Annotated in this window: 22 protein-coding genes; 8 read left to right on the top strand and 14 right to left on the bottom strand. The window is 53.6% G+C overall.

Features of this window, described 5'->3' with window-relative positions; translation table 11 throughout:
- Nucleotides 1–249 precede the first annotated feature (249 nt).
- Nucleotides 250–471 carry a cupin domain-containing protein gene (locus tag GO984_RS11625; RefSeq protein ID WP_157022698.1) on the top strand — a complete coding sequence of 74 codons (222 nt, stop codon included), beginning with the start codon at nucleotides 250–252 and terminating at the stop codon, nucleotides 469–471.
- Here GO984_RS11625 and GO984_RS11620 read toward each other — a convergent pair.
- The 4 genes from GO984_RS11620 to GO984_RS11605 all read right to left on the bottom strand — a co-directional run bounded on the left by GO984_RS11620 (nucleotide 468) and on the right by GO984_RS11605 (nucleotide 4,660).
- On the bottom strand, nucleotides 468–803 hold the full coding sequence (locus GO984_RS11620; protein WP_157022697.1) for an aminotransferase class III-fold pyridoxal phosphate-dependent enzyme: 336 nt from the start codon (nucleotides 801–803) through the stop codon (nucleotides 468–470). The genes GO984_RS11625 and GO984_RS11620 overlap by 4 nt on opposite strands.
- The gene (locus GO984_RS11615) at nucleotides 730–1,047 is read right to left on the bottom strand and encodes an aminotransferase class III-fold pyridoxal phosphate-dependent enzyme (RefSeq protein ID WP_157022696.1); all 318 of its coding nucleotides are present in this window, start codon (nucleotides 1,045–1,047) and stop codon (nucleotides 730–732) included. Before GO984_RS11615 ends, GO984_RS11620 begins: the two co-directional genes overlap by 74 nt.
- A gap of 193 nt (nucleotides 1,048–1,240) precedes the next feature.
- Entirely contained in the window at nucleotides 1,241–3,685 is a 2,445-nt protein-coding gene (locus tag GO984_RS11610) for a GcvT family protein (protein WP_157022695.1), read from the bottom strand.
- Between the two features lie 9 nt (nucleotides 3,686–3,694).
- Entirely contained in the window at nucleotides 3,695–4,660 is a 966-nt protein-coding gene (locus tag GO984_RS11605) for a phosphotransferase (RefSeq protein ID WP_342448080.1), read from the bottom strand.
- Nucleotides 4,661–4,770: 110 nt separating this feature from the next.
- On the opposite strand from GO984_RS11605, the gene GO984_RS11600 reads away from it, so the two are divergent.
- Nucleotides 4,771–5,547 (top strand): DeoR/GlpR family DNA-binding transcription regulator, encoded by a 777-nt coding sequence (locus GO984_RS11600; RefSeq protein WP_157022693.1) that lies wholly within the window; start codon nucleotides 4,771–4,773, stop codon nucleotides 5,545–5,547.
- Here the strand turns inward: GO984_RS11600 and GO984_RS11595 are convergent, their stop codons facing one another.
- The 3 genes from GO984_RS11595 to GO984_RS11585 form a co-directional block, all read right to left on the bottom strand.
- Nucleotides 5,548–7,098 carry a DUF427 domain-containing protein gene (locus tag GO984_RS11595; protein WP_157022804.1) on the bottom strand — a complete coding sequence of 517 codons (1,551 nt, stop codon included), beginning with the start codon at nucleotides 7,096–7,098 and terminating at the stop codon, nucleotides 5,548–5,550. It lies immediately after the preceding gene.
- A gap of 188 nt (nucleotides 7,099–7,286) precedes the next feature.
- Nucleotides 7,287–7,988, bottom strand: coding sequence for a winged helix-turn-helix domain-containing protein (locus tag GO984_RS11590; RefSeq protein WP_157022692.1), 702 nt, complete (start codon nucleotides 7,986–7,988; stop codon nucleotides 7,287–7,289).
- Nucleotides 7,960–8,253 (bottom strand): hypothetical protein, encoded by a 294-nt coding sequence (locus GO984_RS11585; protein ID WP_157022691.1) that lies wholly within the window; start codon nucleotides 8,251–8,253, stop codon nucleotides 7,960–7,962. The genes GO984_RS11590 and GO984_RS11585 overlap by 29 nt, the downstream gene beginning before the upstream one ends.
- Before the next feature lie 168 nt (nucleotides 8,254–8,421).
- Between GO984_RS11585 and GO984_RS11580 the strand changes: the two genes are divergently transcribed.
- From GO984_RS11580 to GO984_RS11565, 4 genes are all read left to right on the top strand, one after another.
- Entirely contained in the window at nucleotides 8,422–8,895 is a 474-nt protein-coding gene (locus GO984_RS11580) for a hypothetical protein (RefSeq protein ID WP_157022690.1), read from the top strand.
- Nucleotides 8,896–9,002: 107 nt separating this feature from the next.
- Complete coding sequence (locus GO984_RS11575; protein WP_157022689.1) at nucleotides 9,003–9,620, top strand: ribonuclease HII; 618 nt, start codon at nucleotides 9,003–9,005, stop codon at nucleotides 9,618–9,620.
- 107 nt (nucleotides 9,621–9,727) lie between these two features.
- Complete coding sequence (locus tag GO984_RS11570) at nucleotides 9,728–10,831, top strand: site-specific DNA-methyltransferase (protein WP_157022688.1); 1,104 nt, start codon at nucleotides 9,728–9,730, stop codon at nucleotides 10,829–10,831.
- A gap of 169 nt (nucleotides 10,832–11,000) precedes the next feature.
- Nucleotides 11,001–12,386 carry an adenylate/guanylate cyclase domain-containing protein gene (locus GO984_RS11565; RefSeq protein ID WP_157022687.1) on the top strand — a complete coding sequence of 462 codons (1,386 nt, stop codon included), beginning with the start codon at nucleotides 11,001–11,003 and terminating at the stop codon, nucleotides 12,384–12,386.
- 662 nt (nucleotides 12,387–13,048) lie between these two features.
- Here the strand turns inward: GO984_RS11565 and GO984_RS11560 are convergent.
- Together GO984_RS11560 and mutY are read right to left on the bottom strand one after the other, a co-directional pair.
- The gene (locus tag GO984_RS11560) at nucleotides 13,049–14,182 is read right to left on the bottom strand and encodes an alkane 1-monooxygenase (protein ID WP_157022686.1); all 1,134 of its coding nucleotides are present in this window, start codon (nucleotides 14,180–14,182) and stop codon (nucleotides 13,049–13,051) included.
- A 70-nt stretch (nucleotides 14,183–14,252) separates the two neighbouring features.
- A complete protein-coding gene (gene mutY / locus GO984_RS11555) occupies nucleotides 14,253–15,317 on the bottom strand; it encodes an A/G-specific adenine glycosylase (protein WP_157022685.1) in 1,065 nt (354 codons plus the stop codon).
- An 84-nt stretch (nucleotides 15,318–15,401) separates the two neighbouring features.
- Here mutY and GO984_RS11550 point away from each other — a divergent pair, with 84 nt between their 5' ends.
- On the top strand, nucleotides 15,402–15,926 hold the full coding sequence (locus GO984_RS11550) for a DUF721 domain-containing protein (RefSeq protein WP_157022684.1): 525 nt from the start codon (nucleotides 15,402–15,404) through the stop codon (nucleotides 15,924–15,926).
- Nucleotides 15,926–16,600, top strand: a complete 675-nt coding sequence (locus GO984_RS11545) for a DsbA family protein (RefSeq protein WP_157022683.1) — start codon at nucleotides 15,926–15,928, stop codon at nucleotides 16,598–16,600. The genes GO984_RS11550 and GO984_RS11545 overlap by 1 nt, the downstream gene beginning before the upstream one ends.
- 72 nt (nucleotides 16,601–16,672) lie before the next feature.
- Here the strand turns inward: GO984_RS11545 and lpxK are convergent, their stop codons facing one another.
- From lpxK to GO984_RS11520, 5 genes are all read right to left on the bottom strand, one after another.
- A complete protein-coding gene (gene lpxK, locus GO984_RS11540) occupies nucleotides 16,673–17,683 on the bottom strand; it encodes a tetraacyldisaccharide 4'-kinase (protein ID WP_157022682.1) in 1,011 nt (336 codons plus the stop codon).
- On the bottom strand, nucleotides 17,670–18,905 hold the full coding sequence (locus tag GO984_RS11535) for a 3-deoxy-D-manno-octulosonic acid transferase (protein WP_245231082.1): 1,236 nt from the start codon (nucleotides 18,903–18,905) through the stop codon (nucleotides 17,670–17,672). The genes lpxK and GO984_RS11535 overlap by 14 nt, the downstream gene beginning before the upstream one ends.
- Nucleotides 18,906–19,090: 185 nt before the next feature.
- Nucleotides 19,091–19,894: an inositol monophosphatase family protein gene (locus tag GO984_RS11530; protein ID WP_157022681.1), complete on the bottom strand. Its 804-nt coding sequence runs from the start codon at nucleotides 19,892–19,894 to the stop codon at nucleotides 19,091–19,093.
- Complete coding sequence (locus GO984_RS11525; protein ID WP_157022680.1) at nucleotides 19,881–21,227, bottom strand: TldD/PmbA family protein; 1,347 nt, start codon at nucleotides 21,225–21,227, stop codon at nucleotides 19,881–19,883. The genes GO984_RS11530 and GO984_RS11525 overlap by 14 nt, the downstream gene beginning before the upstream one ends.
- A gap of 119 nt (nucleotides 21,228–21,346) precedes the next feature.
- Nucleotides 21,347–22,933 (bottom strand): DUF2125 domain-containing protein, encoded by a 1,587-nt coding sequence (locus GO984_RS11520; RefSeq protein WP_157022679.1) that lies wholly within the window; start codon nucleotides 22,931–22,933, stop codon nucleotides 21,347–21,349.
- Nucleotides 22,934–23,012 lie beyond the last annotated feature (79 nt).

The following is a 23,012-nucleotide window of genomic DNA, read 5'->3' as shown; positions in this document are numbered from 1 at the left end:
TGTTCGATAACATCAGGAGTTGAAAATATGTTTATTTTCAATCTACTATGCTGCAGTTATCTCGATGTGACATTGCTTGCTGTAGCTGTGGGTTTCTCAATCTATAAATTGAGTGGTGTTGTGCTGTTGGGTGGTGCAAAACAGGCCGGAAATGCCTCCGACGATAGGGTGCATTTTCTTGTGCAAGGCCAATTTCATGCTCATTAGTGTGGTTCTCATCCCTGTTCGAACCAAATCTGACAGTGATTTATGCTTCCAGCAAAACAAATTGAAACCTTAAAACGGCCGGCATCACATGGCGGTGAAGAGTTTTTCTTTGTTTTATCAGGAGAAGTTGAATTCATCGGCGCAGAAGAAAGCAGCAATAAGACGAAGGTTGGGGATGCTGTCTATTTTGTCAGCAGTGTCGAGCATCTTGTGGTGAATAAAGGAGAGGAGGAAGCCCGTCTCCTTTGGGTTTGGCTGGCCTAGTCGCGTGCCACCTGATTCAAACGCTTGGCAATCTGCTCACCAATGACCGAGAGTTTGTGGAATCCGGCAAAGCTATCTCGGCTCATCTCTTCAAGCATGGTTTTGGCAGTGTAGAGACCCAAACGTGGGGCATTGTGGCTGCCGTAGTGCAGAACTTTGCCATAGGTCACGATGTCGGGCTGCAATCCATACAGCGTAGCCGCACCACCTGGCGGGACGCGAAACCCGGTTACGGTCTCATCCAGATAGAACAATACGTTATAGGCGCGGCAAAGTTCTTGTGCGTGTTTCAGGTATCCGGGTTTTGGCGGGATCACACCCATATTGCACATTGCTCTTCCCGGTGATCCCACGCGCCATGCGTAGGCCCGTCATACAGGCCTCGGTGCCGGTATTGGCAAAACGGGTGCCTCTGGCGACTTTTTCCTCGACCATTTCAATGATCTTTGGGTGGGCATACCCCATTGGCAAGCACCCGAACGACAGTTGCCAGTCGATGAACCCGCTGCCATACACGTTCCAAATGCGGGCACCTTTGCCTTCGCGCATATAGGGTGGGAAGGGTTTGTTGTTCATCGGCCTCCGGAGAGGCTGAGCTGCACCCTTCGACAAGGACCTCCATCGCACGGTTGAACAGCTGTTCGGAGCTTTAATTTCTGGTAACCACTTCAAGAAAGCTGGTTCCAAACTCTCCCACTGAAACGATTCCTTCGGGCGCTTTTTTAGGGTAACTGCTAATGTGAACGAACACCTCCCTTACATATGGGGCTCAGGTTTTTACCTTGTTCATGGCTGGGTCGTAGAGTGGCTGCAGGTGAACTTTACACGGCACCCTCTTTGTCGCCACTTCCAGTTCATATTCCCCAGATGCCACATATTCAGCAGAGACACCGCCCTCTGCACGAATGTAGCCGTAGCCAATAGATTTCCCGACTGTATGCCCGTAACCTCCACTGGACAGCCAGCCGACCCGTTCCCCATTCCGAAAAATGGTTTCGCGGCCCAACAGCACTACGTCGGGGTCAGAGGTAAAGCAGGCAAGCAGTTTATTCACACCTTGAGTCTTTTGCGTCTGAATGGCGTCGCGACCTTTGAAGTCGATGTTGGTTCGCAGCTTGACAGCCCAGCCCAGCCCGGCCTCAACTGGTGTGTGATCCGGTCCGATATCGGCACCCCAGGCACGATAACCCTTTTCCAAACGTAAGGATTCGATCGCACGGTAGCCAGCATTGATCAGCCCGTGTGACTGTCCAGCCTGCATCAGCGCAGTGTAGACGGTTGTGGCGTATTCTACCGGCAGGTGCAGTTCCCAGCCTAGCTCTCCGACATAGGTGATGCGAAGGGCCTGAACAGGACAACCAGCGATGCCAATGGTGCGCAGGGTGCCAAACTGGAATCCTTCGTTTGATACGTCGTCGCGGGTTACAGCCGTCAGAATATCCCGCGCCCTTGGTCCCATCAGCGACAACACCGCATTGGAGGAGGTTATGTCGAACAGTTGGCAGTTTGAACCGACGGGAATGTTTCGTCTTATCCAGTCAAAATCATGAGTGGCAAATCCGGTTCCAGTGACGATGTAAAATTCATCTTCAGCCACTCGGCCAACGGTCAAATCGCATTCGATGCCGCCGCGATCATTCAGCATCTGGGTGTAGGTTAGTGTTCCAATTGGCCGATCTACGTTATTGGCTGCAATCCAGTTAAGGGCCTCTAATGCATCGGGGCCTTTGAGGGCAAACTTAGCAAAGGATGTTTGGTCGAACAGTACGGCGCTGTTGCGCGCTGCATGGTGTTCGCGGCCTACTGCGTTGAACCAGTTTGGACGGCCAAAACTGTATTGGTCCTGTGGCGTTTCGTTTAGCGCGACATCTGCGAACCAGTTGGGGCGCTCCCACCCCAGCTTTTCACCAAAACAAGCGCCTTGATCCTTAAGTATTTCGTACAAAGGTGACTTGCGGCAGGGGCGGCCTGAGCGGTTTTCCTCATGCGGCCAGTCCATGGTGTAATGTTTGCCGTAGGCCTCGATTGTGCGGGTGCGGATCCAGTCGCTGTCGAAATGTGGGCGTCCAAACCGTCGAATGTCGGCGGACCATAAATCGAACGGTGGTTCTCCTTTATGTACCCATTCTGCCAGCGCCATGCCAGCGCCGCCACCTGCGGCGATGCCAAATGCGTTGAAACCAGCGCCGACAAAAAAGTTAGCCAGTTCAGGGGCCTCACCGATGATGAAATTGCCATCAGGAGTAAAGCTTTCGGGGCCGTTGGTCAGGGTCTTGATGCCCGCGTATTCCAGCGCGGGAACACGACCTAAAGACAGTTCCACCAACTGTTCAAAATGATCAAAGTTGCTGTCGAGCAATGAGTAGTGGAACCCTCTTGGGATGCCCTTGGTGGCCCATGGAATTGGATTGGGCTCATACCCTCCCATGACCAATCCCCCGACCTCCTCCTTGTAATAGGTCAACCTGTCAGGGTCCCGTAGGGTTGGCAGATTGGCGGGCACACCGTTAATGGGCTCGGTGACCATATACTGGTGTTCCATCGGCACCAAAGGAACGTTGACTCCAAAGCGAGCGGCGAAATTGCGAGTCCATTGTCCGGCGCAACAGATCACTTTTTCACATTCAATCCGGCCCTGCTCAGTGATCACAGCGCAAATTTTTCCTTCCTTAATCTCAAGATCTATGACCTTTGTATCTTCATATATCTGTGCGCCAGCCATCCGGGCCCCTTTGGCCAAAGCTTGGGTGATATCAGACGGATTGGCCTGGCCATCGGTGGGCATAAATGCGGCACCAATGACATCGTCGATATTCATCAACGGCCACAGGTCCAGTGCCTCTTGCGGCGTGAGTAGCTGCATTTCCAGGCCAAAGCTGTGGGCAGTGGTGGCCTGTCGTTTTACCTCGGTCCAGCGATCTTGGTTACAGGCCAGCCGTAGCCCACCGTTCATTTTCCACCCGGTGCCCAGCCCAGTTTCCTGTTCGATTGAGTTATACAGATCAACCGAATAGCCCAGCAGCTGGGTGATATTGGCGTTGCTGCGCAGTTGCCCGACCAGTCCGGCGGCGTGAAACGTGGTGCCCGAGGTCAGCTTTTTCCGCTCAAGTAACACACATTCAACGCCCAATTTGGCGAGGTGATAAGCTGTCGAACAGCCGATGATGCCGCCGCCAATCACGATGGTTTTTGCGCTGGTTGGGAATTCGGTCATAGTGTGGCCTTAGATGTTCTGGAAATCGGAATGCGCCGCACGAAAGCGGGCGAGGTTTTCCGCGGTATAGGCGGCATAGTCAAAGTCGAGAGATGAGGTGAGTTCTGAGACCATGCTCCACATGGTTTCGCGCAGCAGCGAGGCACATTTCATCGCCTCATAACGGTAAATAAGATCATCGGTGACTGGACACTCGAAATAGCTCTCCAGCATGGTCAGTTCCTGCGTTTTACTCAGACCGTTGTTGCTGGCCAATCCGCCCAGATCGAAAAGTGGAGTGTTGAATCCGGCATAGTCAAAGTCGATCAGCCATAGCCGGGTGCCATCATCCAGAAGGTTGGCCGCCAATAGATCGTTATGCCCCATCACCATGTCAAAAGGCCCAGCAGCCCGTTCGAGCGCATCGCCAATATCCACAAGTTCTTGCACCAGAGCACCATGGGCGCTGTCTCGCTCATCCAAGGTAGAGCCATAATCGCGGATTACGTGGAACACCCAGAAGATTAACGCAGGACCGCGCAGGTGCTTTGGTGCCTCATGATGGAAACGTTTCACCAGTTCCAATACGCGGGGGAGCATGTCGGGACGGGCCACATCCGCAGGGCTGAGCGTTTGACTATGAATGAACTGCAACACGGTCAGGGCTGGCTGAGAGTAGACAACGGCTGGTGCTACCCCTGTGGCATGCGCGGCGCGGCTAGCGGCCAATTCGTTGAATCGCATCAGATGGTGTTCAGGAATGTCCGCGCCCAGCCGTACTACATAGGTGCCGGTGTCATCCGTAACTCGGTAATTGACGTTGGTGATGCCACCGTCCAGCGGATCCACTGTAAGCGTGCCGTGCCAGCAGGGTAGGCTGTGAATGCGGGTTATGTGGTCTGGCGTAATTATGCTGAAACCTCTGCAACAAAGGGTGGCATTCATTATGGCTCTAGCATGCGGTGCGGTTTTGGTTGGGTCAAGAAAAAACCACATAAAGCCACATATAAGCTAAAAAAGACATTTTTCAGATGTGCAGAGAAGGAACATAAGCTAAGTGTTGCGTAAGGCATCCTAATGTCGGCGTGAATTCAGCGAGAGACCATATGCAGTCAAGTGGACAAACCACCAATCAGCGGGAGGAGGAAATCCTGCGAGAGATTCGCCTGGTGGGCGGTTCGTGTCGTGTCAGTTTTTTGGCCGGCCAGTTGGGTGTGACTCTAGAAACCATTCGTCGCAATATCCGCACGCTTGAAGACAAAGCACTTGTTCGCAAAGTACATGGGGGCGTGCATCTGGTCGAAGATGTGACGGAACCGCCATTCCACAGTCGCATGGATACAAATGCCGCAGTTAAAACGAGGCTTGCAACGGCGGTGGCCGCAACCATCAGTGATGGCGATTCCGTGTTTTTGGATATCGGCTCCACCACGGCCTACGTTGCGCTGGCGTTGAAGCAGCACAGCAACTTGTATGTTGTTACCAACTCCGCCTTTGTGGCGCAGGCTCTAGCGACACGAAACAACAACCGCGTGTTTATGGCAGGCGGAGAACTGCGGTCACATGATGGTGGGGCATTTGGTACCGAAGCGCTGGAGATGATCGGGCGGCTTAACGTGCAATTTGCAGTGTTTTCCGCTGGTGCGGTGAACGCAGGTCTGGGGTTTATGCTGCACGATCTAGAAGAGGCCAATATCGCCCGCGCTGCTGCGGCGAATGCCCAGATCAAGATCATTGTGGCTGACAGCGAGAAATACGGCAAACGTGCGCCCGTTGCATTGGACTGCTCGGGCGACATGGATGTTTTCTACTCTGATGCCACACCGCCAGATGACATTGCCCAGTATTTGGCACAACATGAGATCGAGGTGGTGACTATCTGATCAGCTGGTCAGGATGGCGAAGCTTTCGACCGGTTGCGAGACATTGTGCAGGCTTACTGCACCCAGTTGCTTGGACTTGACCGCATCATTCACAATGTCGCCGCTGACCACAATCGGATGGCCCAGCGATTTTCCAAAGTCCCCCAGCCGTGCCGCGATATTGGCGGCTTGTCCAATGACCGTGAAATCCAGACGCTCGCGCGAACCGACGTTGCCATAGGTAACGCCACCATAAGCAATGCCAATTGCGCATTCACAACGGTGGCCACCTTCTTCTTTGGCCAGTTCTTCAAGTGTGCTGACGATGGATCGAGCTGAATTGAGCGCCTGTTCACGTGCTTCGTGTGGGTTTTCGCCGGCGGGAAACACCGCTAAAACCGCGTCACCGATAAATTTCAACACTTCGCCGCCATGGTCATGGATGATGGTTGATGTGGTCTCAAAAAACTGGTTCAGCAGTTTGATATAGGCCACCCGGCCGAGATCTTCTTCCAGTCGGGTGGATCCGCGCAGGTCGCAGAACATGATAGCGGCGTCAATTTCGTCACCGTCGCCCCGGTGAATTTCACCGCCCAGCACTCGTGCACCGGAGCGTTTACCAACGTAGGTTTCCAACAGTGACTGCGCATTCTCGCGCTGCATGAAAACTTCGTAGTAGCGGCTAATCACTGCCGAACATTCAAAGATCAGCCCAAGGTTTGCGGTGGAGAACCCGGTGGGGTGGTCGCTGGTCAGGGTCATCACGTTGATGCGCCCATCTGAAAAACGCAGTGGCATGGCCACATAGTCGGTCGCACCTTCCTTGCGCAGATCCTCAAGGATGGGGAAGGCATCAGTTGGGTGGTCGCCCCCAATCCTGTGTCGTACCCCGCCCATCCCGTTGGATACGTGCCGCAAGGGGCTGTTTTGATAAGCAGGGTGGTCGTGAATTTCATAGGTGGGTGCAAAGGTGTTGACCTCGCCGCTGTCCTTTTTCCACACAAAATTCTTGCCTGCGATCATGGGGTGTAGCGACCAGACCATTACTGCCATTCGGGAGAGGAACACGCCCTGTTCCCGCAGTTTGACGGCCAGCGCTGCAGTGAACTCTTCCGGTGTTGGAAGATAAGCAGCCTCGCGCAACAGCCAATCAATTACTGGTCCCGAAATATTGCCATCGTTCCGCTCCAGGAATTCATTGTCCCCCAGATCCAAGTCAGTATAGGCATTGGGCATGAAACCAATATGGCCCTTAATTCCAGCCGCTTCGGGCAGCGCACTATCATAAGCCCAAGTGGCGTTCTTGATGCAAGTGTCCGGTAGCAACAGGTCGCGGTAAATCGCGGTACCCTTGAACGGGCAAAAGGTTTGCAATTCAGTGCGTTTGGATAAATCAGCGCTGACATCTTCTGGTGGGAAGTAAATTGTTGGCTTTAGGCGAGTTTCATACATCACCTTGGCGCGATCACTGCTCGCAAGTAACATCCCGTTGTGGCGCAGCGTTACTGTCCCAGTAAGCGCCTCGATCAGGATCCCATAGCCATCATGTTCCGGCTTTACATGCACATTCATTGGCCGGGTCCTTCCGTGTTCGGTCATCAGCTTGTCTGGATTGGCCTATATGTGGGGTGCAGTACAGCGATTTCCAGAGCCTGCACCCGATATTGAAGCCATGTGAACATCAGAGTTTCTGGCAGCGTTTCTTTCCGCAAGATACCCTGATTTGCTACGCTTTGATATTCAACCCTGATGACAGTTTCTTACATCATTCGGATCACATCTTTGCTGATTGCCAGCACATAACCGCGTTTGGCGATGTTTTTGACTAATAGTTCGCTGATCATTTGGTTGCCCAATGTGTCACGTAAGCGTTTGATGCGGGTGGCGCCTGCGGCTTCTTCGCAATCGGTCGCGTCGCGACCTGAAATGACCCCCTCAATTTCCGCGCCTGACATTACGTCGCCATCCAGCCGTGCTTCGGCCAGGACTGATAGAGTTTCCATCGCCGCTGGTGTCAGGCGAAACCCCATATTGTTCAGATAAACAGTGTTTTCTTCGCGGCTGATCAGCAGCTCGGTCACCTGAATGCCGGATCGTTCAATTTGTGCCATGCGTCGGTTCAGCATCATTAACATGGCCAGCACGACCAAAGCAGCAACCATCATTGCGGTGGCAAAGACCAGCAGGACAAAAATCACCATACGATAGCTGCTGAGTGTATCTGCAAATGAGGTTCCGGATTGGGCCAGGATTTCGAGCAGTTTGATTTCAGCTTGGGTGGTCAGATCGTTTTCAATAAACAATTGTTCAACCCGTGCGTTGAACGCATTGGCATCTGGTAGCGTCAGCAACAGGAGCGTACCAGCCGCCACCAGCAGGCCAACAATTGCTACAATGCCCAATGTGATTACCCGGCTGCCGGCGCTGCGGGCCTCAGAAACGGAGGTAGTAGGATCCGGCATCTGCTCTCCTTTGCTGCAATCCCTCAGGTCCGAAAACGGACAGAACATTTAATAAGGTCCAGCCTTGTGATTCAATGCGGCCACTAATCTCGGCCTTAGCAGCACCTTTTTTGCAAGCCCCAGACAGCTGAATTACACCATAGTGTAGTCGCAAGGGACTGTCCTGTTTAGCCTTGTAATCGGCATAGCATTCCGCTGCCTGTGCGGGCGCGGCAAGCGCTAGCAAAGCAGCAATCAGAGCGGGTTTGAGAGCCAGATGTTTCATAAGGCACATCCTGCGCAATGGTGGGGTGATATTCAATAACCACAAGCCGTTAAAGGCGCTGATATTCGATAACAGTGGAGTGTTATTGCCTGTCTGGACGGGGTTGGACCAGTTTGAGGCATACCGGCCAAGTGCCGACTACCGCACCCAGAATGGAAAGGTCACACCATGCAACCCGCCAAACAGATCAACCTGCATCGTAAGTTCATTGCCTTTGTTCTTGCCACCTCAATTGCAATCACCGGGTTCTCTGCCGCACCAGCCCGCGCAGACGAAAATGTCGCCAAAATTCTTACTGGCCTGGCCGTGTTGGGGATCATAGGCGTTGCGATCAACAAGGACCGCAAGCGCAACAGAACGGTAACCAGAACAATTGTTGACCCAGAACCGGTTTACCCAAAACCCCGGCCTTTACCGCCACGGGTGTCGCGCTACGACTTGCCAGCCCATTGCCTGCGGTTCTTCCCAGCCTACAAAGATGGTCGGAACTTGATGGGGCAAAAATGTTTGCGCAAAAATTACCACCATTCAAAAGCACTGCCGCAGCATTGCCGGGTGACGTTCTGGAACGGCCGCCGCCATAAAAACGCGTACAGACCACATTGCTTGCGTCAAAAAGGATATCGCATCGTTCGTCGCTGATACTCCCAGAAACAAAATTGAGCAGTCGGAGGAGGGGGCATCTTGCCCTCTTTTCTGCGTGAAAATTAGCTCTTGAAAGGACGCAGGAAATTGGGTCTGACAAGAGTATGGAACAGCCAGATTACAGTTTTGAAAGTGCCGCGCTTCAGCGCGGGCGTGTGCGAATTGCCGGAGTTGACGAGGTGGGGCGCGGGCCACTTGCGGGGCCAGTCACTGCGGCAGCGGTGATCCTTGATCCTGAAAACATCCCCTCAGGCCTGAACGATTCTAAGAAGCTAAGCGTAAAAAAGCGGGATGCGGTAGAGCAGGGGATCTTCGATACTGCTGAAGTGGCGATTGCTCATGCCTCAGTAGAGGAGATCGACGAGATAAACATCCTGCGTGCCTCCCATCTGGCGATGGAACGTGCGGTGGCGATGCTAGATCCTGCGCCCGACTACCTGCTGATCGATGGCAATCTGATCCCCAGAGGACTGACAATTCCATGTGAAGCGGTGATCAAGGGTGACGGAAAGTCACTATCAATTGCAGCGGCATCAATCGTGGCAAAGCAGTGCCGGGATCGATTGATGGTGGATTTGGCGCAACAGTATCCGGGATATGGGTGGGAAAAGAACGCGGGTTACCCCTCAAAGCAACACAGAGAAGCCTTGGTCGATCTGGGGGTGACACAACATCATAGGCGTTCGTTCAAGCCGATACACAAGATGTTGTATCAAGATTGAACCGCAGGTATTTGTTTTAAAAAAGAAATTGACCTCGAATCCCGGATGACTCATCCTGTGGACAACCTAATGAGCGCAAAAATGCGCCGTGGTATCGAGGCAGAGACATGAACAAAACAATGGTAAAGAGCGCAGCCGCGCTCCCTCTAAACACGATTCTTGGTGGTGACTGCATCGATGTGATGAACAGTCTCCCTGCAGAGTCAGTCGATCTGATTTTTGCAGACCCGCCATATAACCTGCAGCTGAAGGGTCAGCTGCACCGTCCTGACAACAGCCAGGTCGATGCTGTTGACGACCATTGGGACCAGTTTTCCAGCTTTGCCGCCTATGATAAATTTACCAAGGAATGGCTGAAGGCCGCCCGCCGCTTGTTGAAACCCAATGGCGCGATCTGGGTCATTGGCTCGTATCACAACATTTTCCGCGTTGGCTCTGCCCTGCAGGATCAAGGCTATTGGATCCTGAACGATGTGGTTTGGCGCAAGTCGAACCCAATGCCCAATTTCCGCGGTAAACGTTTCACCAACGCACATGAAACAATGATCTGGGCGTCCAAGGCCGAAGGCGGAAAATACACCTTCAATTATGAGGCGCTGAAGGCGCTGAACGAAGGTATTCAGATGCGCAGCGATTGGGTTTTGCCAATCTGCACCGGGCACGAGCGTCTGAAAAACGAAGCTGGCGAGAAAGCTCATCCAACACAGAAACCCGAAAGCCTGCTGCACCGCATCATGGTTGGTTCAACCAATCCTGGCGATGTTGTATTGGATCCATTCTTTGGCACAGGCACCACAGGTGCAGTCGCCAAGATGCTGGGCCGCGAATTTATTGGCATTGAACGAGAGCAAGAGTACCGCGAAGTTGCCGAAAAACGCATCGCATCAGTGCGAAAGTTCGACCGAGAGGCGCTGCAGGTTTCCACATCTAAGCGTGCCGAACCGCGGGTGCCTTTTGGCCAATTGGTCGAACGTGGCATGCTGCGGCCAGGCGAACAGTTGCTGAGCATGAATGGTCGTCATAAGGCCAAAGTGCGCGCTGATGGCACTCTGGTTGGCGACGACGTCAAAGGCTCAATCCATCAGGTTGGCGCCAAGCTGGAAAATGCACCGTCGTGCAACGGCTGGACCTATTGGTGCTTTAAGCGCGACGGTAAGACAGTGCCGATTGACGTGCTGCGCCAGCAGATCCGCGCCGAGATGCAGGCCTAGCCTCACAACATACCAAAAATACTGGAACACCGCCGGTGCTCGCGACTTGTCGCGTGGCACCACACCTTACCCCGCCTATCAGGCGGGGTCTTTTGATTCTAATTGTTGGATCTTGGGGTTCAATTTGATCTATGGGTACTTATCTTGGCGTCGTCCCAGAGGAATAGATATGACCGATACTACCTTTGCAACGCAGGCAATTGAACGACCTGAGCGACATGTTGACCTCGCTGACACAGTTGCCGACAACGCCTATGCCGAGGCTGCACTGGAGGCACACAAGCAGCAAGGACTAGAGCTGGCCGTGCGGGCGCGATGGATCGCCATGCCGGTCATCGGCGTCATGCTAGTGTTTTTGAACCCCAATTGGCATGTACTGTATTACCACGTTATTCTAATACTTCTTTGTGCCAACGGCTGGATGATCCGGCGGACGGGGCGCGTTGGTCAATCCAAGTCTGAATTGTTCCTTATCTTTCTCGACTTGTTTCTTATGACCGTGACCATGGTGGTTCCCAACCCTTTTGACCCACATGACTATCCGTTGGCATTGCAATATCGCTTTGACAATTTCATCTATTTTTATGTGATTTTGGCAGCTGGAACGCTTGCATATTCATGGCGGACTGTCATCGCCATTGGGACCTGGTCGGCAGGAATGTGGTCAGCCGCGTTGTTGATTGCTTGGTGGGTGTCATCTGTGGATGAAGACCTGCGTCAACGAGCGGTTGAGCTGTTTGGTGATAATGAAGTTTTGAGCAAGTTCATGGACCCTAATAGCTTTATGTTCCACCTTCGAATTCAAGAAGTGGTTGTTTTTGTTATCGTTGCGGTGACTCTTGGGTTTTCCGTACGCCGGTTCAACGCGCTGCTGATGAACAACGCCAGCCTATCGCGCGAACGAGCAAATCTTTCCCGGTACTTCTCGCCCAATGTGGTGGACCAGCTTTCGCAGAATGATGACCCGCTGAAGCAGGTTCGAAAGCAGGATGTGGCGGTCCTGTTTATCGATATCGTTGGGTTTACCCGTTTGGCGGCCAAACTCGATGCTTTAGAGGTGATTGAACTGTTGCGCGGGTTTCATGGACGGATGGAACGAGAGGTGTTCCGTCATCACGGCACCTTGGATAAATATCTCGGTGATGGCCTGATGGCTACATTTGGAACACCAATGGCAGGTCCACAAGATGCCACCAATGCATTGGCCTGTGCCAGAGATATGATTGAGGTTCTGGAACAGTGGAACCTGGAGCGCCGCCGCAAGGGGGATAAAGAAATTCATGTAGGCATCGGTATTCATTACGGTGAAACGGTTCTGGGCGATATCGGTGCCAACCGGTTGGAATACGCGGTGATTGGTACTGCCGTGAATGTGGCTGCAAGGCTGGAAGAGATGACCCGAGCGCTAAATGCGAATATAGTGATCAGCGAGCAGCTCCGCTTTCAGGTCGAGGCCGAAGAGGTTGAGGTTAGCCTGTTTGATGGTTTGGTGAAGCACTCCGATCAAGAGGTCAGAGGGTTGGATCAGACAATGACGCTCTGGACGCTACGTTGAATATGGCCCCCTTTTGGATGTAATCCTTTCGCCTTTAAGGTGGTTTTGATTTTTCTGTAATTTTAATAGCCAATTGAACTAAGGGTTTGTGCGTAAATCGCCCCTTAGGGGCGCTTATGGTAACTAAATTGAAACGCTGGGTTGTAAGAATTGTGTTGTTAACCAGTGAAGGGCGCAAGCAAGTCAATTGGTGTTCAGGGTCACGTTAAGCGCCTGTTTTGGCCCGGTGAATAAAGACCACATTCTAAGCGGAAGTGGATAAAAATGTTACCTAAGTTTGGATGGACTTCGATTGGGTGGCAGTAGAAGACACAGGCAAAGAAAGGCCGGATTACCGCTTTGACGTTTGGTACCGTCAAGAAAGGTTGTCCAGAATATGGCCACCGCCAACCCGGTTTCTGTATCCTCCTTACGGGAACCGGGATGGCGGGCTTTATTTCCCCGAGATCTAAAACATCCCTCAACATGTCCCACTCTGTGTGTGCGACATGCCAGGATCTCTTTTAGTAAGCTGTTGTCAAATGCGGCCTAGGATTGCAAAGCCAAATGGCTCAGGCCCAACGCTTGGTGAGCAGCAGAGGCTGCAAATTTAAAATTGCTGCGAGCGTCGGAAGTGTGGGCTGTGTACAAGCAAATAGGATTTAGATTGATGTGTTCGGGATCTATTTTGGCATCGGGTTGCTTGACTTGTTGTAAGAGGCCCAATTTGTGATTTCAGGATAGTATTTTTGGCGCCAACCGCGCACTCGTGGGTTCATGACACGGCGCCACAACGGTGGGATCATCGCTGCCACAGTCATTACAGGATATCCATAAGGCAGCTGAGGCGCGTCTCCTTCGGCATGGTGCTGCAGCAAGGGAAAGCGGCGGTTAGGTTTGTAATGGTGATCTGAATGCCGTTGCAGGTTGATGAGCAACCAGTTCGACGCCTTTTGAGACGCATTCCATGAATGGCGCGGTTGCACATGTTCGTACTTGCCGTCACCCAGATGTTTACGGGTCAATCCATAATGTTCGACATAATTCACCAGCTCTAATTGCCAGATGGCCACTCCGGCTTGCACCAGAAACAGGACTAGCCCGCCCCAACCGCCTAACAACATCGCCAGTAGGAGCATCACGGCCTGAAGCCCCCAATAGCGAAAAAATGGGTTAGACAGATCGCTCCATGGTAGGTCTTTTCGGGCCAACATTTCCTGCTCGGCACGAAAAGATGAGTGCCAGCTTTGCTTTAGCACCCTTGGGTAAAACCGGAGAAAGCCTTCATTATAACGTGCAGTTACCGGATCGCGCGGTGTGCCGACAAACCGATGATGCACCAGCAGGTGTTCAGAGCGGAAATGTGAGTAGAGCACCATCGACAGCAGAATGTCCGCCAACCAGCGCTCGACCCTGTTTTTTTGGTGCATCAACTCGTGGCTGTAGTTAATACCGACTGTGCCGGTGAGGACGCCCATTCCAAAAAACACCCCGAATTTTTCCAATCCGGTCAAATGGCTGGCGCGGGTGACGTACCAGATCAATCCGTAGAGGGTCACAAATTGCAAAGGTACCCAAACCGACGTCAGGGCGGTGTACCAAACCAGTTCATCTTCAGATGTTAATGGATCTGCATTGTCTAGGTTTAGGCCAAAAACGCCATCCAGAGCGGCGAACAGATACCACGTCACCAGTGGGGCCAAAAACACGGTCCAACCGCCATAAACCGCTCCGATCCAGACGAGGGGGAGCAGCGCAAATGACATCCAGAACGGCAGCGCGCTTTGCCAGCGGGCAAGGGTGTTCGAGGTAGTCATCGGGCAACTCCGGGTGTGTCAGTGTGGGATCGGGAGATCCTACGCTGGATTGAGAAGCAACCCAAGGGGGTTACTGGCTATGCCACAGATCAAAGGCCTTGCGCATGACTGTGGGCAGATCCGAGGGACGAAAGTCATCGGCGGCAACGCGAAGATGCCTTTCGGTTGGAGGGTATTGTGTCGGTAGCTCCGTTACCAGGACCTGCAATATCAGGTGGAAATGGGTGAATGTGTGGCGCACTTCTCCCCCAAGGTCCCGCCAGTCCGATGCAAACGGAGGGTTCGGCGCGGGGTCTTCGGACCACTCAGATCCAGGCCAGCCAAGCATACCGCCCAATAGCCCCTTGTCCGGACGCCTCTCTAACAGCCAGTCGCCGTTACTTGCTCGGGCCAGATAGACATGGCCTCGCCGGGTTGGTTTGGGTTTCTTCGGGGTCTTTTGGGGTAACGATTGTGCGGTGCCTGCGGTGCGGGCCAGACAAGGATCGCGCCACGGACAGATGCCACAGGCGGGTGACTTCGGAGAGCAGATGGTTGCGCCCAGATCCATTACCGCCTGCGCATAATCGCCGGGGCGGCGGTTCGGGGTCAATGCCGCAGCCAGTGTCTTTAACTGAGGTTTGGACCCCGGCAACGGTGCATCAATGTTGTACAGCCGGGCCATGACACGTTCGACGTTCCCATCCAAAACAGTCTCCGGTAGGTCATAGGCGATCGAGGATATCGCGGCGGCGGTGTAGGGGCCGATGCCCGGCAGCTTCAGCAAGCTATCATGGGTCGTTGGAAATACACCGGCGTATTCATCTGTAACCACACGAGCGCATTTCAACAGGTTTCGGGCGCGAGCATAGTAGCCCAGCCCGGCCCATTCCCCCATAACGTCGCCATCTTCTGCTGCGGCTAACTTTTGCACGGTTGGCCAGCGCTGGGTGAAACGGTGAAAGTAGTCTTTTACCGCAGCCACAGTGGTTTGCTGCAACATGACCTCAGACAGCCAGATTCGGTAAGGGTCGGGCTGTATTCCAAGGGCACGATCCTTCGGACTGATCCGCCAGGGCAGGGCTCGGGCATGGTTGTCGTACCAAGTGAGAATGTGATCACTCAGCCCCAATGGATCATCCTTTAGGTCACGCATTCTTTACCCCTTGTAGTGCGGTTTCACTGGTTCCCGCTTCTGCGGTCTTTACAATAGGCCCAACAGTCACGCAAAACCATGGTCATGGCATTTAGACGGTCTTCAACGCGCGGTTTCAAACGCACCGCATCGCTGCTCAACGAGCAGATCCGCAAAGCTGGCGAAAGCCGCGGTTTTGCGGTGTCGCGTCTGTTGACCCACTGGGCAGATATTGCCGGTGAGGACATAGCCTCTATCGCCCGCCCGGTAAATGTTGGCTATGGGCGCGGCGGTTTTGGTGCCACCCTGACGGTGCTGACCACTGGGGCTCAGGCCCCCATGCTGGAGATGCAAAAAGAGCGGCTGCGTGAAAAGGTGAACGCGGTCTATGGGTATAACGCCATTTCCAAAGTGCGGATTACCCAAACTGCGCCCACCGGCTTTGCGGGCGGTCAGGCGCAATTTCAGTATGCACCCAAGGTGCAGGATAAACCCAAACCCGATTCGCAAGATGTGGCTGAGGCCGCCAAGGTAGCGACTGGGGTTGATAATGACGATTTGCGCCAAGCTCTAGAACGGCTTGGACGCAATGTGTTGAGCAAACAAAAAACTCATGGAAAGGGGACTTAATGGCCCGTGTAATGTTTGGTGTTGTTGCTGCGGTTGCAGTTGTTGCGGGAGGCTATGCCCTAATGGGGCCGAGCGCGACCGGCAGCTTACCTGCCAATCCGTTTGTCGGTGCGGCCACTGCACAAGAGGCGGCTGAGGTTGATACCTCGACCATTACCGAAATGGTGATGGGAGCCGAAGATGCACCCGTTACTTTGATCGAGTATGCGTCTTACACTTGCCCGCATTGTGCCAATTTTCATGCTGGCCCGTATAAGCAACTCAAAGCGGACTATATCGATACCGGTAAAGTCAAATTCATCTATCGCGAAGTCTATTTTGATCGCTACGGGTTGTGGGCGTCGATGATTGCACGCTGTGCCGGTCCCGAAAAATTCTTTGGCATTTCTGATTTGATCTACAAGGGGCAGTCTGATTGGTCACGTGCCGGTGGTGCGTCTGAAATTGTTGATGAGCTGCGTAAGATTGGTCGCTTGGCCGGCATTGAAAACGAACAGCTAGAGGCCTGCCTGCAAGATGGTGCCAAGGCGCAGACGCTGGTGAGTTGGTATCAGGAAAATGCTGAAAAAGATGGCATCGAATCCACCCCGTCGTTCATTTTGAACGGAAAAGCAATTTCAAACCAAGCCTATGATTCCTTCAAGGCGTTGATCGACGCTGAACTGGAAGGTTAACGTTTATGCGCCCGCTGACTGAGGCGGGCGCATGACAAACACAAACCGAATTTAATAAGCTGACACTTTAGCTTAGCCGCTGGATGGCGGTGGTGCAGCGGTTTCTAATATTTCGCGCAGAGCCGCATCCCGATTAATTTGTAACCGTACGGGCAGGGTGATCACCTTGGAGCGAAAGCTTGCAGGCAATCGCACGGAGTCTTTTTCAGTGGTGACCAACTGTGCGCCCAATAGTTTGGCTTCGGCCTCTAAGCGGGTCATTAAGGCAGGGGTCAGGGACTGGTGATCCTCTAGTGCTTCACTTCTAAGAATGTCAGCGCCTAGTGCCTGTAGAGTGTCGAAGAATTTTTGAGGATACCCGATACCGGCAAAGGCCATAACGCGGGTCCCTTTCCAGGGCATCCCGGTTTCTAGGGGCTGCAAGGCACCAGTGAAATGAGGTAGCCCATGTAACTGCATCCCCCATTGGGCATTAAAGCTGGCCTGAGCTGTATCCGAACCAAGTGACAACACTATATCCGCACGTTTGAGGCCTGTGGCCACGGTTTCACGCAGCGGTCCGGCGGGCAGGCAGCGCCCATTGCCAAAGCCGCGTTGCGCGTCGACCACAATCAAAGACAGGTCTTTGGTCACGGCTGGATTTTGAAATCCATCGTCCAGAACAATAACTGTCGCGCCAGCCTCAGCAGCTGCACTACAGCCCGCCGCCCGGTCACGGGCAACCCAGACGCTGGCAAAGGCGGCCAACAATAGTGGTTCGTCTCCGGTATCTGCAGCTCGGTGTCGTCTGGGATCAACCTCCGTCACGTCCTTAAGTGATCCCCCATAACCCCTGCTAACCACATGCGGAAGGTGGCCCATGTTCCGTAAGGCTTCGAGAAGCCAGATCACTGTTGGTGTTTTTCCGGTGCCCCCGGCATTCAGGTTGCCCACGCATATCACAGGGATGCCGGGATCAACCGGTGACCCAGATGCAATCCGACGCGCAGTTGCGCGGCTATACAGCCAACCCAAAGGGGCAAGCAGAGCTGCTCGCAGGTCAAAGGCCTGAGGGGGTTTGTTCCAGAATTCAGGAGGCCGCATTTTGTGACTCGCGCAGATCCAGAATGTCCTGAACTCTGTCCAATAGCTGATCGGTCAATTCAGCACTTTCAGTTACGACTTGCCATCCAGCCAGAGCCATTTCTGCAGCTTTGTCTGGGGCCGAAAGCTGGATGACCTGCACAGCTAGCTCGTCTGAGTTGTGTATCATATGTGCAGCCCCGGCTTCGGTCAGGCGCTGATACAGAGGGTCATGCCCACCTATACCTGGCCCATGCAAAATGGCTGATCCCAGTGCAGCGGCATCCAGCGGGTTATGCCCGTTCGCTTTGGCGTTCAAGGTTCCTGCCAGTAGGCTAAGTGGGGCAACCCGGTACCACAGTCCCAGATCTTCGTCACAGGTCAATAGAACCTGCGTATTGTCGTCTACTTCTTCACCCGCGTCCCAATCCGTGCAACGCAGCCCAAATTCTCTCAGTTCATCGCGCGCCGCATCCAAATCCGAAAAACGCTCGACCGACAGGACCAACACTAGCCGATGCAGCAGCCGCAGTGCGTTGCGATGGGCGCCAAGGATGGTGGGAATCTCGTCGATGCGAGTATGTGCTGACAGCCAGACCTGACGGCTTCCCAAACTGTCTTGTACACGGCTCAATTCGTCCTCGTGATATCCTGGCGGGGTGGCAGAAATACGAAGGCGCGTGGTTGTAGTAATTTTTTCTGTAGCAATGCCTGCACGACGCAACTTGGTAAATGCGGCAGTTGAAGGAGTGAGGATAGCTGAGAAATTATCTAATAGTTTTCGGCTCTTGTCTGGTAGCCAGCGGCTTCTACGAGCGGGGAGCTCGTGGGCTTCAATGTCGATCAAAAGTGCATTGATACCACGGTCACAACAGTTTCGTATCAGCCCTGGGCGCAGTTCTCCACCTGCCCATAGACAAATATCCGGTTGCCAGTGGTCAAGAAAGTTGCGGATTTCGGCGATGTGCTCGGTAGGTAATTCTCCAACGATTAGATGAGAGTCTTCAGGGATTGGCAGGGTGCATAGCTCTGGCTCTCTGGTGATCAGGATTGACAGGTCAGGGCGCATCAACTTTAGGCGATGTCCTAGATCACATAGCGCAAGGTATCGTTCATCGCTGGTGGCGTGGGCCCAGATCAACTCGCCGGGTGCGCGTTGGGGAAGGGGTATGCCACCAGCGGTAAAAGATTTGTGCCAAGACATGGCCCGTGTGGCCGCAGTAGGGCGTTGGGCGCGGCTCATGAGGATCAGCCCAACTCCCGAGGAGAGATCGCTTCGTGCGAAGTGCCGTGAAAACGGAAGGAGTGGGTTATGGAACAGGACATCTTCGCAGTGTCTCCAGTGTCGTTCAATTTTCGGATCAGCGGCAACCTACGCCTTTGACAAAGCAGGTCAAGCGACGGACTTCGCCGCGAGCTGATTTCATTCTAACGAGCAGAAATACCGGAACTGGTCGGATCAAGTGCTGAAATCATTGCTTCATGCAGTGCATGATTGGCCGCCACGACACCACTCAGAAGCGGCTGTGGATTGTTAAATTTTAGCGGTTTCCCTGTTCGATCCGAACATATTCCGCCAGCTTCACGCAGGATCAAGTCGCCTGCCGCAATGTCCCATTCCCAACTGGGCCGCAGGGTCAGCATCGCGTCAAAATGACCATCAGCCACCTGTGCCATACGATAAGCTAGCGATGGGCGCAGGCTTCGTTTGAACATCGGCGCTGTGCCGGTGCGCCAATGACGGCCATCCAGATTGGGGCGGGCCGCCAGTACATTAGCTTGATCAAGATCGGCTAAATCCGCGACATAGATTGGCGTGCCGTTACACGTGGCCCCCATGCCCCTGGCAGCGCAATATAGCAGTTCACGCTGAGGTAAGTAGATTACGGCCGCTGTGACCTCACCTTTGTCTGCCACCGCAAGAGAATGTGCCCAGGTTTGCCCACCTTCGGCAAAGCTGCGGGTGCCATCGATCGGGTCGATGATAAACACGCTGTCGCAAGAGAGACGGGTGTCGCTGTCTTCGCTTTCCTCTGAAAGCCATCCATAGTCGGCGCGTGCGCTGGGCAACATATCTTCGAGCATGCTATTCACTGCCAGATCCGCTTCCGTTACCGGTCCAGCTCCGTCGGGTTTGTCCCAACGTTTAGCCTCGGGTCCGGTGAACTGTGTTGCGATCTGACCGGCCCGTTGAGCGGCGTCAACTAACAGTGAAAGATCAGTTGCCGGCAAGGGTCATACCCTCGATCAGAAGTGACGGTACCACACGTGACAGGTAGCTGCGGGCATCATTTGCTGGAATTATGCGCATCAGCATATCACGCAGATTACCTGCGATTGTACATTCATTCACTGGGTAGGCGATTTCGCCGTTTTCCACCCAAAACCCTGATGCACCGCGCGAGTAGTCGCCGGTGTTGGGGTTGATCGTTGATCCAATCATCGACGTCACCAACAGGCCCGTGCCCATGCCCCGGATCAGATCTTCGCGAGATTGGTCCCCAGATGTCAGTTCAATGTTCCAGTTCGATGGCGAAGGCACCGATCCAATGCCACGCGCAGCATTGCCGCTGCTGTCCAGCCCCAGTTTGCGGGCGGATGCCAGATCAAGGGTCCAGCCGGTTAGCACCCCATCCTGAACAATCTCGCGTCTCTGAGTGGGCAGACCCTCACCATCAAACGGGCGCGAGCCAGTGATGCGTGGACGGAACGGATCTTCGATCACCGACAGATGTGCAGGCAATACCTGTTCGCCCAGATTATCCTTGAGCCAGGAAGATCCGCGGGCAATCGAGGCCCCATTGACTGCGCCAAGAAGGTGACCAATCAGCGACGAAGAGATCCGCTCGTCAAACAGCACCGGATAGGTTCCGGTCACCGGTTTGCGGGCGTCCAGACGCTCAACTGCGCGTTCCCCGGCGATGCGGCCGATGTCAGCCGCTGCACGCAGGTCACTTTGGTAAGTACGGGAGTCGCCATCATAGTCCCGCTCCATTCCAGCGCCAGCACCCGCAATGCCAACACAGGACAACGAGCGGCTGGTGCGGCGATACCCACCCGAAAACCCGTTTGATGCGGCAAGATGAACAGAGTGTGAGCCATAAGACGCACCAGCTGATTGCACCTGTGTGATTCCCTCGATGGCCTGGCATGCTGCTTCGGCCGCAAGGGCGTCGTCCTTCAACGCCTCAGGAGCAGGTTCAACTGCAGGATCTTCCAATTCAAACGCGGCCAAATCCCAGTCTTGGATCAACTGTGAGGGGTCCGCTAGTCCTGAATAGGGATCTTCAGGAGCTTCTTTTGCCATTGCGACAGCACGTTCAGCCATAGCCAGCAAGGTCTCTGGGCGCGCGTCCGAAGATGAAACCAGCGCCTGTTGCCTGCCAACAAATACCCGCAATCCCAGATCAATACCTTCTGAACGCTCGGCATGTTCCAGCGCGCCTTCGCGGACTTCGATCGATACCGATTGTCCTTTGGCTGCCATTGTATCAACGCCGTCAGCGCCAGCCTTTTTGGCGGCATCCATCAAGGCGTGGCAGAGATCTTGTGGGGACTGGGTCATGGGGGGACCTCCTGAAATGAATCGCGCTGACCCTACCAGTGCACAGGGCTACCGCAAGGGCAGCAATAGAAAAAGGGGCCGCATATGGCAGCCCCTCCTGTGATATTTTGACGGTGCAGTTACTTAATGCGCTGACCGTTGGCTAGAATTTGACCATCCTCTGTGATCTCCAGATTGGACTTCAGGCTGTCTTCTCCTTCGCCCGGAACCGTCAGTATTCCCATCATCATCCGTGCACCCATGGCGTCAGATTCTGCAATCAGGCCCATTTCGATCAGCTTGTCGATCAAACCGTTGGCGCCAGAGATTTGAACCTCTGCGTTGCCCGAAGGAGCAGGTATTCCGTCAAAGCTGACGAGATCATCGTTGTCGAAGGCAAAGTCGCCGGTTGCCGAAGCAGAAGCGCCTACGGCTGAGATCTGCAGGTCGTTGATTGACAATTCGTTCAACTGTGCAGGAACATCACCGTCAGACAACTGCATCATTTCTTCGAAGTTCAGCAGGTTCTGGAGCAGTGTGGTTTTGCCAGTCAAGTTCAACAACAGGGTTGCCGGCTCACGTGGCAGGATTTCGGAGGGGTCAAATAGTGCCCACAGATTCTTGTCCAGATCAAACCCTTCCAATCCAAAAGCGAAGGTGAAATCCTGTTGTTCTTCGGACTTGGAAACTGGGATGCGAAAATCGCCAGTGGCTCGGTCGACATAACCTTCTAGCGCAGTTTCTGAGAAGCCGGTGACACTAATATTATCGGAGCCAGCGTTGACGTTCTCATCGTATTTGAAAGCCATTTGGATTTGGTTGCCATCTGCGGTTAGCTGAAAGGCGTCGGCATTTGCAGAAATTGTGTTTGTTGAAGGCCCGGCTGACATAGTTTGAGATGTATGTGAAGAAACTTCGTTTCCATCCGCCACAATGACTGTCTTTGAATTGCTACCTCCAATTTTGCTGGTAGCCATGATTGATAGCCCATCATGTAGTGCCCCAGCGAGGTTCATGATCGACATGCCGCCAGTTGGCAGCGTGATGGTCGAGCTGTTGGACATGCCTTCGTAAGAACCGTTTGTAGTGGAGATGCCTCCACTTGGGTCTGCGATCTGCATGGAATAATCGATACCCGTAATTTCAGACTGCCCGGCAAGAGTGACGAGGTCCCCAAGAGACAGGCGGCTTGTCCCTTTGGTTGCCGAACCTGTGCCGGTCAGTGAAAAGTTGACGTCTTCGGGATCTTTGAGTTCACCGAGATCCAAGTTTTGAACCTCGAATTCAAACCCATCCATGGCATATGAGAACGTGATATCATCGGGGTCGCCTGTTGCGATCAGTTCGGCGTCGGCATAGGTGATAACCATATCTGCCGAAATACGATCCGCTTCCGCGTTGGGCCCGGTTACTACAAAACTGTATGTCTGGGGACCGTCCAAATCCATCGCCAGAGTTCCATCACCATTTTCAGTGTAGGAGAGCAGCGGATACAAAATATCGACGGACCCTTCATCACCGGGGAAGGAAATGTGGAGTTTGGCGTCAGCAAATACCACCGTGTTGCCATCGCGATTGGTGGTTGCGGTTAGCTCGCCACCAACGGTTTCAGCAATGGCTTGATAGCTGTTCCAGATGTCGTCGGCTGTTATGTCGGCCAATGAGGGTGAGGCGGTGAGGGCTGCAAAGCTAACAGACAGCAGGGCGGTGGAAGTCTTGAACGTCATGAAAAACCTTTCAAATCACTTGGTTCGAATGTGTTGGGGGCAATTAAGCTGCTCTGCTGTGTAGTTTCAACCACAAGGC

The sequence above is a fragment of the Parasedimentitalea huanghaiensis genome (genome assembly GCF_009753675.1).
GTDB classification, from domain to species: domain Bacteria; phylum Pseudomonadota; class Alphaproteobacteria; order Rhodobacterales; family Rhodobacteraceae; genus Parasedimentitalea; species Parasedimentitalea huanghaiensis.
The sequence above is the reverse complement of the archived record's forward strand: the minus strand, read 5'-3'. Positions and strand labels throughout refer to the sequence as shown.

What these genes read in the sequence shown, in the direction of transcription:
- GO984_RS11625 (WP_157022698.1), top strand. Translation starts at nt 250, where the DNA reads ATGCTTCCAGCAAAACAAATTGAAACCTTAAAACGGCCGGCATCACAT.
- GO984_RS11620 (WP_157022697.1), bottom strand. Translation starts at nt 803, where the DNA reads ATGTGCAATATGGGTGTGATCCCGCCAAAACCCGGATACCTGAAACAC.
- GO984_RS11615 (WP_157022696.1), bottom strand. Translation starts at nt 1,047, where the DNA reads ATGAACAACAAACCCTTCCCACCCTATATGCGCGAAGGCAAAGGTGCC.
- GO984_RS11610 (WP_157022695.1), bottom strand. Translation starts at nt 3,685, where the DNA reads ATGACCGAATTCCCAACCAGCGCAAAAACCATCGTGATTGGCGGCGGC.
- GO984_RS11605 (WP_342448080.1), bottom strand. Translation starts at nt 4,660, where the DNA reads ATGTGGTTTTTTCTTGACCCAACCAAAACCGCACCGCATGCTAGAGCC.
- GO984_RS11600 (WP_157022693.1), top strand. Translation starts at nt 4,771, where the DNA reads ATGCAGTCAAGTGGACAAACCACCAATCAGCGGGAGGAGGAAATCCTG.
- GO984_RS11595 (WP_157022804.1), bottom strand. Translation starts at nt 7,098, where the DNA reads ATGAATGTGCATGTAAAGCCGGAACATGATGGCTATGGGATCCTGATC.
- GO984_RS11590 (WP_157022692.1), bottom strand. Translation starts at nt 7,988, where the DNA reads ATGCCGGATCCTACTACCTCCGTTTCTGAGGCCCGCAGCGCCGGCAGC.
- GO984_RS11585 (WP_157022691.1), bottom strand. Translation starts at nt 8,253, where the DNA reads ATGAAACATCTGGCTCTCAAACCCGCTCTGATTGCTGCTTTGCTAGCG.
- GO984_RS11580 (WP_157022690.1), top strand. Translation starts at nt 8,422, where the DNA reads ATGCAACCCGCCAAACAGATCAACCTGCATCGTAAGTTCATTGCCTTT.
- GO984_RS11575 (WP_157022689.1), top strand. Translation starts at nt 9,003, where the DNA reads ATGGAACAGCCAGATTACAGTTTTGAAAGTGCCGCGCTTCAGCGCGGG.
- GO984_RS11570 (WP_157022688.1), top strand. Translation starts at nt 9,728, where the DNA reads ATGAACAAAACAATGGTAAAGAGCGCAGCCGCGCTCCCTCTAAACACG.
- GO984_RS11565 (WP_157022687.1), top strand. Translation starts at nt 11,001, where the DNA reads ATGACCGATACTACCTTTGCAACGCAGGCAATTGAACGACCTGAGCGA.
- GO984_RS11560 (WP_157022686.1), bottom strand. Translation starts at nt 14,182, where the DNA reads ATGACTACCTCGAACACCCTTGCCCGCTGGCAAAGCGCGCTGCCGTTC.
- mutY (WP_157022685.1), bottom strand. Translation starts at nt 15,317, where the DNA reads ATGCGTGACCTAAAGGATGATCCATTGGGGCTGAGTGATCACATTCTC.
- GO984_RS11550 (WP_157022684.1), top strand. Translation starts at nt 15,402, where the DNA reads ATGGCATTTAGACGGTCTTCAACGCGCGGTTTCAAACGCACCGCATCG.
- GO984_RS11545 (WP_157022683.1), top strand. Translation starts at nt 15,926, where the DNA reads ATGGCCCGTGTAATGTTTGGTGTTGTTGCTGCGGTTGCAGTTGTTGCG.
- lpxK (WP_157022682.1), bottom strand. Translation starts at nt 17,683, where the DNA reads ATGCGGCCTCCTGAATTCTGGAACAAACCCCCTCAGGCCTTTGACCTG.
- GO984_RS11535 (WP_245231082.1), bottom strand. Translation starts at nt 18,905, where the DNA reads ATGAGCCGCGCCCAACGCCCTACTGCGGCCACACGGGCCATGTCTTGG.
- GO984_RS11525 (WP_157022680.1), bottom strand. Translation starts at nt 21,227, where the DNA reads ATGACCCAGTCCCCACAAGATCTCTGCCACGCCTTGATGGATGCCGCC.
- GO984_RS11520 (WP_157022679.1), bottom strand. Translation starts at nt 22,933, where the DNA reads ATGACGTTCAAGACTTCCACCGCCCTGCTGTCTGTTAGCTTTGCAGCC.